The following is an 11,420-nucleotide window of genomic DNA, read 5'->3' on the forward strand; positions in this document are numbered from 1 at the left end:
TGGCCCGGCTGTCAGGGGGCCCGGTGGCTGCCGCGAGGACGGCCCCGGTGGCGGCGGACGGCGAAACGCAGGGCGAGCGCCGCGAGGACGAGGGTGGAGGCCAGGGCGGTGGTGAGCCAGGGGAAGGACGTGCCTCCTGAGGAGCTGCCGGAGTTGCCGGTGGTGCGAGGTGCTCCCTCGGCGGCGCCGGCGGGTGTCCCGGAGGACTTGGCGCGGGACAGGGCCACGTCGTTGCCGTCACCGCCCTTGTACGTGAGGGCGTACTCGGTGCCGTGCACGGTGAGCTCCGTGCCTTCTTCGAGTCCGGTGAACGTGCCGGAGATCTTGTCGGAGCCGGAGTTGGAGACGAGTACGGTCTCGGTGCCGCCGGTGGGCGGCTTCGCCTTCGGGTCGATGAGCAGGCGTCCGCCGAGTGTCACCTTTCCGGTGACGTGGAGCGGCTTGCCGTCGGCTCGGGCGGTGAGCCGCGCCTCGCGGGTCTGGGTGTAGTCGCCCTTGACGGTGAAGGCCCCTTCCATGCTTCCGGTGGCCCGCAACTCGCCGCCCTGGAAGGAGCCCGAGAGGTCGCCGGCTGCGGCGGTGCCGGAAACGGTCAGCGTCGCCTTGTTCCCGTAACGGATGGTGGCACCCTTCACCAGTCCTACGTTCCGCAGTGTCTGGTCCCCGGCCCCGGTGAGGTCCAGCGCGGTGCCTGCCGCGGTCAGCAGGACCGCACTGCTCGACTTCAAGGTGCTTCCGGGGCCGGTGACGGCGAGGGTGCCCTTGGTGACCTTGGTCGGCCCGGTGTAGGAGAGCGTTCCGGTCAGTGTGGTGGTGGCCGCTCCGGCCTGGGTGAAGGAGCCTCGGCCGCTGATCTTCGACAGGGAAAGGGCCTTGGCGGCGTTCTGGGACATCAGGGAGCCGTTGTCGACGACCCGGTACAGGGGCGTGTCCGTCAGCAGAGCGCCGTCCTCGCCCTCCTTCCCGCTGCCGAGTCGGAGGGTTGCGCCCTTCTCGATCGTCGTGGAGCCGTTGTAGTACTGGGCGGCCGCGAAGGTGACGTCGTTTCCGCGTACGCCCTTGATGACGATGTCGCCCTGGCCCGGGGCGGAGAGTGTGTCGTGGAACCTGCCACCGCCGATCGGGGCGCCGAGCGTCACCGGGCCGTTGTAGGCGAAGGCGAGCGTGGAGCGGGCCCTGGCCGCCAGCAGGTTGATGTACACGGTCTGCGCGGTGCCGGGCATGAAGATCCTGTCGGTGGTGCCGTCTCCCCACTGGACGTTCGCGCCCTTGATGTTGGTGCCGCGCTTGTTCACGTTCTTCGGTACCGGACGCCAGTTGATGCCCGGGTCGCTGAGGCCGGGGTCGGTGTCGCCGCCCCGGTCGGTGTGGCTGTACTGGCCCGTCAGGATCACCTTGCTGCCGGGCCGGGACTGGACGTTGATGTCGCTGCCGTACTCGCGCTGGTAGAAGTTCTGGCGCAGGGTGACGGTGTGGTTCAGCGGGGTGTCGACGGTCCAGGTGCCCTGGTTGAGGACGGCGCGCGCGTTCGGCAGCGACACCGGGAACTCGGGTGCTCCGGCGTCCATCTGCGTACCGTTGTCGATCACGCCGGAGAACGGATGGGTCCCGGCGAGCTGGAGCTTGCCCCACATGCCGCGGGGCTGGGTGATCAGGCCCGCGCCGCTGAGGGTGCCCAGGTTGAAGGTCCGCGTCAGCGACAGACGCAGGGTGCCGTCGACACGGATGTTGTCCTGATTGAGTGCGAAGCCAGGGGTGTTGTACGGGAAGTGGCCGATCAGTCCGGTGCCGCCGCCCGTCCCGTACTGCAGCGTGGCACCCCGCTCGACAGTGATGGCGGGCGGGTCGGGACGGCTGACGGTGACGTACGGATGGTTCCCGCCCTGGACCTGCACCGACTGCCGCCGCCGCGCTGAGGGCAGGGTGAAGTCACTGTCCCTGGTGAGGATCAGGGTGCCGCTGCCGCCGATCCGCAGCGTGCCCTCGCCGCCGATGACACCCTCGTACGTGGTGGTGCCCGGCGGCACACGCACCGTGGCGTCCCCGGTCAGCGTCACGTCCCGGCCCGCCAGGATCTCGGCGGTGATGTCGCCGCTGCCGCCCGCCGCGTACGCGCTGTGCCACGGCGTCAGCGAGGCCAGGATCCCCAGGATGGCCGACGGCGCGGCGCGGCGGGAGAAGCGGCGACCGGCGGGTTCCTCGGCAGTGGGCGGGCGACGTGGGGGGATGAGCATGGACGTGACTCCGGTGAGCGGGGTGGGGGGGGGTGACCAAGGGACCAGCTGTTTCCGGTGTTCCGCGCCGCTCGGGCGAGGAGCCCCGCTCGGCCGGGCTTTGCCCTTGGCCGTGCGCGTGCGCAGACACGACACCCATGGGTTCGAAATACCGGACGCTGTATGGCTGGTCGAAGCCCCCGATTGTGGCACCGGGGGAGGTGGGGGTCAATGCGTGTGGTGTTCGTGAACTTCCCGTCTTTTTTGGCGTAGTTGGTGCCGATTTCGTGGCGGGCCGTGGCACTGCGGAGCCGGTCTCTCGGTGTAGGAGCGACTTCGACGCGGGGGGCGTGTTTCCCTGGGCGTCCACGATGCAGGGCGTCGGCGTTCTCGATCCGGACGGTCCCGGCGGCAGGTCGACGTTGCGGCAGGTGTAGGCGTGCCGCGCGGTGTGCGGGCGACGCCGGGTGCCGCGCTGCGCGCAAAAAATAGGTTCGAGTCGTGGTTCCGTCAATGTTTCCGACGGATTTCCTCCGGCGCGCTTCCTGTTGGCGTGCGGACGAAGAAGCCGCCCTGTGACAGGCGTTGACTTCCGGCCTTGACCACGTTTACGTTCGGCGCCGACCACGTCCGACAAGCCGATCGCTGTTCGAAATATCGGTCAACGGCAGTGCCGGAGCGACCGCTCCCGGCATCTGCGCACGCTGCGCGTTCCGCGTCGAAGAACGGCCCCCACACGATGACTTCCGACGAAGGACAGGTCGTGGACATCAGCAGACGACAGCTCGCCCGACTCGCCGCGGTCGGCACCGGGTCCCTCCTCCTGCCTGGCCCGATGCCGTCCAGCAGGGCGGTGGCGGCAGCCGCACCTCCCCCCGGGACGTGGGGCGACCAGGGCGACGGCAGCTACGCCAACCCCGTCCTCCCGGGCGACTTCAGCGACTGGGACTGCATCCGGGTCGGCGCCGACTACTACGGCATCACCAGCACGTTCGGGTACGCGCCCGGCGTGGCCGTCCTGCACTCGAAGGACCTGGTCAACTGGCGGACGCTCGGCGGCGCGGTCGACGAACTCACCGCCGTCGGGCCCGAGTTGAACTGGGACCGCATGAACCGCTACGGCCGCGGGGTGTGGGCCGGGGCCATCCGCCACCACGCGGGGCGGTACCGGGTGTACTTCAACACCCCCGACGAAGGCTTCTTCATGACGTCGGCCCCGTCACCGGCCGGGCCCTGGGAGCCGTTGACAGCGGTGTGGCGGACCTCGGGCTGGGACGACCCGTGCCCGTTCTGGGACGACGACGGCCAGGGCTACCTGGTCGCCACGCACTACGCCGACAGCTACAAGATCCACCTGTTCAAGCTGTCCGCGGACGGGAAGTCGCTGGTCGGCCCGTCCACGGTCATCCACCGGTCGCCGGGCAGCGAGGCCAACAAGCTGTACAAGATCAACGGTCTCTACTACCACCTCTACAGCGAGGTGAAGCCGGAGGGCCGTGTGCTCATGATGAACCGCGGCCCCAGCCTCTACGGCCCGTTCGAGACGCGGCAGTTGGAGCACGTCGACGCCTCGGTGGACCGCGAGCCCAACCAGGGCGGTCTGGTGCAGACTCCGGACGGCTCCTGGTACTTCGTGACCCATCACGGCCACGGCGACTGGGAGGGGCGTCCGTTGTCCCTGCTGCCGGTGACCTGGGTGGACGGCTGGCCGATCCTGGGCGCGGTGGGCGCGGACGGCATCGGCTCCATGGTCTGGACGGGCCAGGTGCCCGCGGGGGGCGCGCCGGGGCTGCCCGTCGACGCGCTGCCCGCCGTCGTGACCAGCGACCTCTTCACCGACACCCGCCTCAAGCCGCAGTGGGAGTGGAACTACCAACCACGCGCGGACCACTGGTCGTTGACCGAACGCCCCGGCCACCTGCGGTTGAAGGCGTTCGCGCCGCTGGCGGCCGACAACCTGACCAAAGCGGGGAACACGCTCACTCAACGGGTGCTGCGCACGGCGGGCGGCGCGAGGGTGACCGTCCGCCTCGAACTGGACGGTCTCGCCGACGGCCAGCACGCGGGACTGTGCCACTACGCCGCCACCTACGCCGGGTTGGGTGTCCGGCGCTCCGGGACCACCACCACGCTCGCGCACAACGCCGGCGGCACCCTGACCCATGGCCCCGTCGTGACCCAGAACTCCCTGTGGCTGCGCACCACTTGGGACGTGAACGGAGTCAGCCGGTTCTCCTACAGCCTCGACGGGAGCACCTTCACCACGTTCGGTGGCACCTATCAACTCACCTGGGGCGGCTACCGCGGTGACCGGATCGGCCTGTTCACCCACAACCCGAACGGCACCGGCTACGTCGACATCGACTCGGTGCAGTACGTCATCGCACCCACCAGGGCCCATACGTGTGTCAGTGCACGCAGCGGCAAAGTCCTCGAGGTGTCCGGCGCCTCCGACACCGATGGTGCCCCCGTGATCCAGTGGCCCGACATCGGCGGATCGAACCAGCACTGGACCTTCCAGTCAACGGGGGACGGCTACCACACCCTCACCTGTGTCCCCAGCGGCAAGGTGCTCGACGTGGCGGGATCGTCCCTGGCGGACGGGGCACCGGTCGTGCAGGCGACGGCCGACGGCCGGACGAGTCAGCAGTGGCGCTTGAACCCGGCGGCCGGTGGCGCATTCGTCCTGGTCAACCGCAACAGCGGCAAGGTGCTCGACGTCAGGGGAGGCAGTACGGCCGACGGTGCCGCGTTGATCCAGTACCGCGACGTCGGCAGCTCCAACCAGCGATGGGCCTTCCCGCGCGTCACCGGCTAGGGGCCCTGTGGGACGAGGCCGGGGAGTCCCACCGGCCTCGAAGAGCAGGCACAGCAACGACCAGGCAAGCACGCTCCCGTCACCGAAAGGTGCAAGATGTCCTCCTCAGTCAGCAGACGGCGCCTCCTGCACATGGCCGGGGCCACCGCGGCGGCCTCCGCCACCGGTTCCTCCATCGGCACTTCCGCCGCCCGCGCAGCGGTCTCCTCGCCGCGGGCCGCCGTCGGGGTCCTGGCGCAGCCCTTCGCGCTCGGCCAGGTCCAGCTCACCGCGAGCCGGTGGCTGGACAACCAGAACCGGACGCGGAACTACCTGCGGTTCGTCGATGTCGACCGGCTGCTGTACACCTTCCGCGCCAACCACCGGCTGTCCACCAACGGCGCGGCCGCCAACGGCGGTTGGGACGCGCCGACCTTCCCTTTCCGCAGCCACGTCCAAGGACACTTCCTCACCGCGTGGGCGCAGTTGTACGCCGTGACCGGCGACAGCGTCTGCCGGGACAAGGCGACGCACATGGTCGCGGAGTTGGCCAAGTGCCAGGCCAACAACAGTGCTGCCGGTTTCGGTGCCGGGTACCTCTCCGGCTACCCCGAGTCCGACTTCACCGCCCTCGAGCAGGGGACCCTGACCAACGGCAACGTGCCGTACTACACGATCCACAAAACCCTCGCCGGCCTCCTCGACGTATGGCGCCACCTCGGCAGTACGCAGGCGCGGGACGTCCTGCTCGCCCTGGCGGGATGGGTCGACCGGCGCACCGGCAGGCTGAGCACCCAGCAGATGCAGGCCATGCTGGGGACCGAGTTCGGCGGCATGAACGCCGTGCTGACCGATCTCCACCAGCAGACGGGCGACGCGCGCTGGCTCACCGTCGCCCAACGGTTCGACCACGCCGCGGTGTTCGACCCGCTGGCGGCGAACCAGGACCAGCTCGCCGGACTGCACGCCAACACCCAGGTGCCCAAGTGGATCGGTGCCGCCCGGGAGTACAAGGCCACCGGTACGACCCGCTACCGCGACATCGCCACCCACGCCTGGGACATCTGCGTCGGCACACACACGTATGCCATCGGCGGCAACAGCCAGGCGGAGCATTTCCGCGCCCCGAACGCCATCGCCGGTTACCTGGCCAAGGACACCTGCGAGAGCTGCAACACCGTCAACATGCTCACCCTCACCCGGGAACTCTTCGAGCTGGACCCGGACCGGGCCGCACTGTTCGACTACTACGAGCGGGCCTGGCTCAACCAGATGATCGGCCAGCAGAACCCGGCCGACGACCACGGCCACGTCACCTACTTCACCCCGCTCAACCCGGGAGGCCGACGCGGCGTCGGCCCGGCATGGGGCGGAGGCACCTGGAGCACCGACTACGGCACCTTCTGGTGCTGCCAGGGCACGGGCCTGGAGATGCACACCAGGCTGATGGACTCCATCTACTTCCACCGTGACAACACCCTGATCGTGAACCTGTTCGTGCCCTCGGTGCTCACCTGGTCGGAGCGCGGCATCACGGTCACCCAGACCACCGCATACCCCGTCAGCGACACCACGACCCTGAAGGTCACCGGCAGCGTCAGCGGAACCTGGGCGATGCGCATCCGCATCCCGAGCTGGACCACCGGCGCCACCATCAGCGTCAACGGCGTCGCCCAGACCATCACCACCACCCCCGGCAGTTACGCCACCCTGAGCCGCTCATGGACCTCGGGCGACACCGTCACCGTCCGCCTGCCCATGCGGATCATCATGCGCGCGGCCAACGACAACCCGAACGTCGCGGCGATCACCCACGGCCCGGTCGTCCTGTCCGGCGACTACGGCGACGTCGCGCTGAGCGCCCTCCCTTCCCTGAACACGTCCTCCATCAAACGGACCGACAGCGGTTCGCTCGCCTTCACCGCCACCGCCAACGGATCCACCGTCAACCTGGGCCCGTTCCACGACGCGCACGGCCACAACTACACCGTGTACTGGAACACCAGCGGCACCGTCCGGCTCGCCAACGCGGGCAGCGGTCTGGTCCTCGGCATCCAGGACATGTCCACGGCCGACGGCGGCCGCGCGCTGCAGTGGGGCGACACGGGCACCGCCGACCATGACTGGGAAGTGGTCCCGGACGGTAGCGCGGTCCGCTTCCGCAACGCCCACAGCGGCAAGGTGCTCGGCGTCCTGAACATGTCCACGGCAAACGACGCGACCGTCCTGCAGTGGTCGGACAACGGCACCGCCGACCACAGGTGGACGCTGCTCGACCAGGGAGACGGCACCTACAAGATCCGCAACGAGCACAGCGGCAAGCTGCTCGCCATCGCCGGCAACTCCACGGCTGTGGGCGCGTTCGCGGTGCAGGCCCCGGACGACGGCTCGGCCGACAACCGCTGGCGCATCGTGCGGAACTAGGCGCCGCCCCACCATTCCCCTTTCCCCTTGTACGAGGCAGGAGATGAGCATGTCCGCGCTTCTCTCCCGGCTGGCGGCGGTCGTCGTCGCCGTCGGTCTGCTCTTCACGTTCCACATTCACGGCTCGCCCGAGCGAGCCGCCGCCGCCGAACCCGGCTACTTGATGGTGCACTTCACCGGCGACTCCGCGACCGGCCAGACGCTGTACCTCGCGCACAGCGCGGACGGCCTGCACTGGAACGACCTCAACGGTGGAGCGCCGGTGCTGCGCTCCACCGTGGGAACGCGCGGGGTGCGCGACCCTGCGCTGATCCGCTCTCCCGACGGGCGCCGGTACTGGATCATCGCGACCGACCTGTGCATCCGCTGCGGCTCCACGTACGAAAAGGGCAGCCCCAGCCTCGTCGTGTGGGAGTCGACGAACCTGGTCACCTGGTCGCAGCCGCGGCTGCTCAACGTCGCGGGCGCGATCCCCGACGGGCGCAACGCCTGGGCGCCCGAGGCCATGTGGAATCCGGAGACCAACGACTACGTCCTGTACTGGGCGACGAACGCGACGCTGAACGGCGTGCTGAAGTACCGCATCTACTACGCCCGCACCAAGGACTTCCGCTCCCTCACCACCCCGCAGGTCTACATCGACCCACCGGGCACCACGCCGGTCGTCGACACCCAGATCACCGAGGTGCCCCCGGGCGCCGGCGACTACCGCTACGTGCGGGTCTCCGGAGACGGCCGGAACACGGTCGAGGGCGCCCACTCGCTCCTGGGGACGTGGACCGACCTCGGCGACCTCTCCAGCATCGGTCTCACCGGCAATGTGGTCGAGGGCCCGGCCTGGATGAAGTTCAAGGACCGCGACGAGTGGGCCCTCTACATCGACTACAACGCCCCGAACGGTGTACGCGAATACAGGCCGATCCTGATGACCGACCCGTTCGACGTCAGCTCCTACCGGCTCCAGGATCCGCCGAGCTACGACATGGGCGGCACCCCGAAACGCCACGGCTCGATCATGTCCCTGACGGCCGCTGAGGAGAGCCGTGTCCTCGCCCGCTGGCCCGACACCGGCCGAGCGGCTGCCTCCCGCGTGACGAACTGACCCGCGGCCGAAGCCAGCAGGAGGGTCCCGTCCGGGCGGCCCTGCCTCAAGTCCGTTCCCTGACCGCCCGGTTCAGCCCCCCACCTCAGGTGAAGGAGTACTTCATGGTCACGCCACGGCTGCTCCGCCGTGCCACCCGCGCCCTCCTCGCGGCGGTCGCCACAGCCGTGCTCACCGGCGGCCTGCTCACCGCCACGAGCACCACCTCGCAGGCCGCAGCCCAAGGGCCGTGCGACATCTACGCCGCGGGCGGCACCCCCTGCGTCGCCGCGCACAGCACCACCCGCGCCCTGTACGGGACGTACAACGGCCCCCTGTACCAGGTCATGCGCGCCTCCGACAACGCGACCAAGGACATCGGCCCGTTGAGCGTCGGCGGATACGCCGACGCCGCAGCGCAGGACTCCTTCTGCGCGAAGACCAGTTGTGTCATCTCCGTCATCTACGACCAGTCCGGCAAGGGCAACAAGCTCACCCGGGCGCTCAAGGGCCACTGGCCAGGACCGGCCGAAGGCGGCAACGACAACCTGGCCAACGCCTTCGAGGCACCGGTCACCGTCGGCGGCCACACCGCGTACGGCGTCCACGTCGCCCCCGGCACCGGCTACCGCAACAACAACACCCACGGCATCGCCACCGGCGACCAGCCCGAGGGCATGTACGCCATCCTCGACGGCACCCACTTCAACGGGGGCTGCTGCTTCGACTACGGCAACGCCGAGACGACCGGCAACGACGACGGCAACGGCACCATGGAGGCCCTCTACTTCGGCAACAGCAAAGGCTGGGGCTGGGGCAGCGGCAACGGCCCCTGGGTCATGGCCGACCTGGAGAACGGCCTGTTCTCCGGGGTCAACCGCGGCTACAACGCGGGTGACCCCAGCGTCAACAACCGCTTCCAGACCGCCCTGCTCAAGGGCGGCCCCAACCAGTGGTCCATCCGCGGCGGCAACGCCCAGTCGGGCAGCCTGTCCACCTACTACAACGGCGTACGCCCCAACGCTTCCGGCTACAACCCGATGAAGAAGCAAGGCGCGATCATCCTCGGCATCGGCGGCGACAACAGCAACACCGGCCAAGGCACCTTCTACGAAGGCGTCATGACCTCGGGCTACCCCTCGGACGCCACCGAGAACGCCGTCCAGGCCAACATCACCGCCGCCGGCTACAGCAGCGCCACCACCAACACCGGCACCCTCACCCCCGGCTCCCGGACCTCCCTGAAAGCCACCACCGCGCCCTGCTGCACCTCGCACTACCTCCACCGCAACGCCGCCGACAGCACGGTCGGCATCTCCGCGGTCAACTCGTCGAGCCCGGCCGCCGACAGAGCGGACGCCACCTGGGTCGTCCGGGCCGGACTGGCCAACACCTCCTGCCTCTCCTTCGAGTCCGCCGGCAAGCCCGGCCAGTTCCTGCGCCACCGCAACCTCCGGCTCTACGTGAACACCGACGACGGCGGAGGTTCGTTCGCCCAGGACGCCACCTTCTGCCCCACCGCGGGCAACAGCGGATCCGGCACCTCCTTCACATCCGTCAACTACCCGACGAAATACGTACGCCACTACAAATACTCGTCCTACATCGCCGCCAACGGCGGCTCCAACGCCTGGGACTCCACGAACTCGTGGGCCCAGGACACCAGTTGGCTCACCGCGACCCCCTTGAGCTGACGAGCGACCACCGCTGAAGGCGAACAGGGAGTACGCCCATCTCGTCCGGAAGGCCGTCCCGCGGCACCCAGCAGGGTGCCGCGGGACGGCCGTCGTCCGTCGTACGGCTTCGATTCCGCCCGGAACGCACTCGATCTCCTCGCCGACATCTTGACCTGCTCCCGCTCACCCAGCACTCTTCCGTAGAGACCGATTTCTATTTGGTCTCGGTCGAACTGCTGCGCTGAGGAAGGGACGCGATCCATGCACCAGTTGGTGAACGGCACACAGTTCTCCGACACCGACGGCAGTCCGCTCCACACCCATGGCGGGGGGATGGTCGAAGTCGACGGATTCTTCTACTGGTTCGGGGAGGACCGTCATCCCGACAACACCTTCCGCGGTGTCGCCGCCTACCGTTCCGCGGACCTCGTGAACTGGGAGTTCAGGGGGCACGTGCTCACGCAGGCGTCCCATCCCGAGCTGGCCGCGGCGAACATCGAGCGCCCCAAGGTGCTCCACAACCCCCGCACCGGCGCCTTCGTCCTGTGGATGCACAAAGAGGCGGTCGGTCACTACGGGGAGGCCCGCGCCGCGGTCGCCGTGTGCGACACCCCTGACGGGGCCTACGCCTATCAGGGCAGCCTGCGACCGCTCGGCCACATGTCCCGTGACCTGACCCTCTTCCGTGACGACGACGGGACCGGATACCTCGTCTCCGCCGCCAACGAGAACGAGGACCTGCACGTCTACCGGCTGAGCCCCGACTACCTGTCGGCCGAGGAACTGGTCGCGAAGCTGTGGGTGGGCAAGTCCCGTGAAGCCCCCGCCGTGTTCAAGCGGGACGGCGTCTACTTCCTGCTCACGTCGGGCTGCACCGGCTGGGCTCCCAATCAGCAGCAGTACGCCACCGCCGACTCCCTCACGGGCCCGTGGAGCGAGCTTCGCGACGCGGGCGACGCGACCACGTACGACTCGCAGACCGCATACGCACTCGCCGTGCACGGCGCCGACGACTCGTCGTACCTGTACCTGGGCGACCGGTGGGCGGCGAACTGGGGCGCCCCGGTCAACGACTCGCGTCACGTGTGGCTGCCGCTGTCCTTCCCCGACCGGCGCACGCTGGTCATGGACTGGTGCGAGCGGATCTCGGTGGATGCCAAGGCCGGCACGGTCGTCGCCGTCGGGCCCTGACCGGAACCGAGAGCGAGGCCGGGCTTCGCACACCATGA

The 11,420-nt window shown here is 69.1% G+C and carries 4 protein-coding genes and 2 pseudogenes; 5 read left to right on the plus strand and 1 reads right to left on the minus strand.

What is annotated here, in order from left to right:
• Positions 1 to 11: 11 nt before the first annotated feature.
• Complete coding sequence (locus tag ACIBUY_RS35045) at positions 12 to 2,234, minus strand: autotransporter (RefSeq protein ID WP_399154797.1); 2,223 nt, start codon at positions 2,232 to 2,234, stop codon at positions 12 to 14.
• A gap of 718 nt (positions 2,235 to 2,952) precedes the next feature.
• Between ACIBUY_RS35045 and ACIBUY_RS35050 the strand changes: the two genes are divergently transcribed.
• From ACIBUY_RS35050 to ACIBUY_RS35070, 5 genes and pseudogenes are all read left to right on the plus strand, one after another.
• Entirely contained in the window at positions 2,953 to 5,031 is a 2,079-nt protein-coding gene (locus tag ACIBUY_RS35050; RefSeq protein WP_399154798.1) for a family 43 glycosylhydrolase, read from the plus strand.
• A gap of 96 nt (positions 5,032 to 5,127) precedes the next feature.
• On the plus strand, positions 5,128 to 7,434 hold the full coding sequence (locus ACIBUY_RS35055) for a beta-L-arabinofuranosidase domain-containing protein (RefSeq protein ID WP_399154799.1): 2,307 nt from the start codon (positions 5,128 to 5,130) through the stop codon (positions 7,432 to 7,434).
• A gap of 49 nt (positions 7,435 to 7,483) precedes the next feature.
• Positions 7,484 to 8,503 (plus strand): annotated as a pseudogene (locus ACIBUY_RS35060) (glycoside hydrolase family 43 protein); the annotation flags it as partial.
• Positions 8,504 to 8,640: 137 nt separating this feature from the next.
• On the plus strand, positions 8,641 to 10,209 hold the full coding sequence (locus ACIBUY_RS35065; RefSeq protein WP_399154800.1) for an alpha-L-arabinofuranosidase B: 1,569 nt from the start codon (positions 8,641 to 8,643) through the stop codon (positions 10,207 to 10,209).
• 258 nt (positions 10,210 to 10,467) lie between these two features.
• A pseudogene (locus ACIBUY_RS35070) lies at positions 10,468 to 11,364 on the plus strand (family 43 glycosylhydrolase); the annotation flags it as partial.
• Positions 11,365 to 11,420 lie beyond the last annotated feature (56 nt).

Source organism: Streptomyces sp. NPDC050085 (assembly GCF_044460595.1).
Taxonomy (GTDB): Bacteria; Actinomycetota; Actinomycetes; order Streptomycetales; family Streptomycetaceae; genus Streptomyces.

Excerpts from the sequence above, each read along its gene's own strand:
- ACIBUY_RS35045 (WP_399154797.1), bottom strand. The coding sequence starts at position 2,234 with ATGCTCATCCCCCCACGTCGCCCGCCCACTGCCGAGGAACCCGCCGGT.
- ACIBUY_RS35050 (WP_399154798.1), top strand. The coding sequence starts at position 2,953 with ATGACTTCCGACGAAGGACAGGTCGTGGACATCAGCAGACGACAGCTC.
- ACIBUY_RS35055 (WP_399154799.1), top strand. The coding sequence starts at position 5,128 with ATGTCCTCCTCAGTCAGCAGACGGCGCCTCCTGCACATGGCCGGGGCC.
- ACIBUY_RS35065 (WP_399154800.1), top strand. The coding sequence starts at position 8,641 with ATGGTCACGCCACGGCTGCTCCGCCGTGCCACCCGCGCCCTCCTCGCG.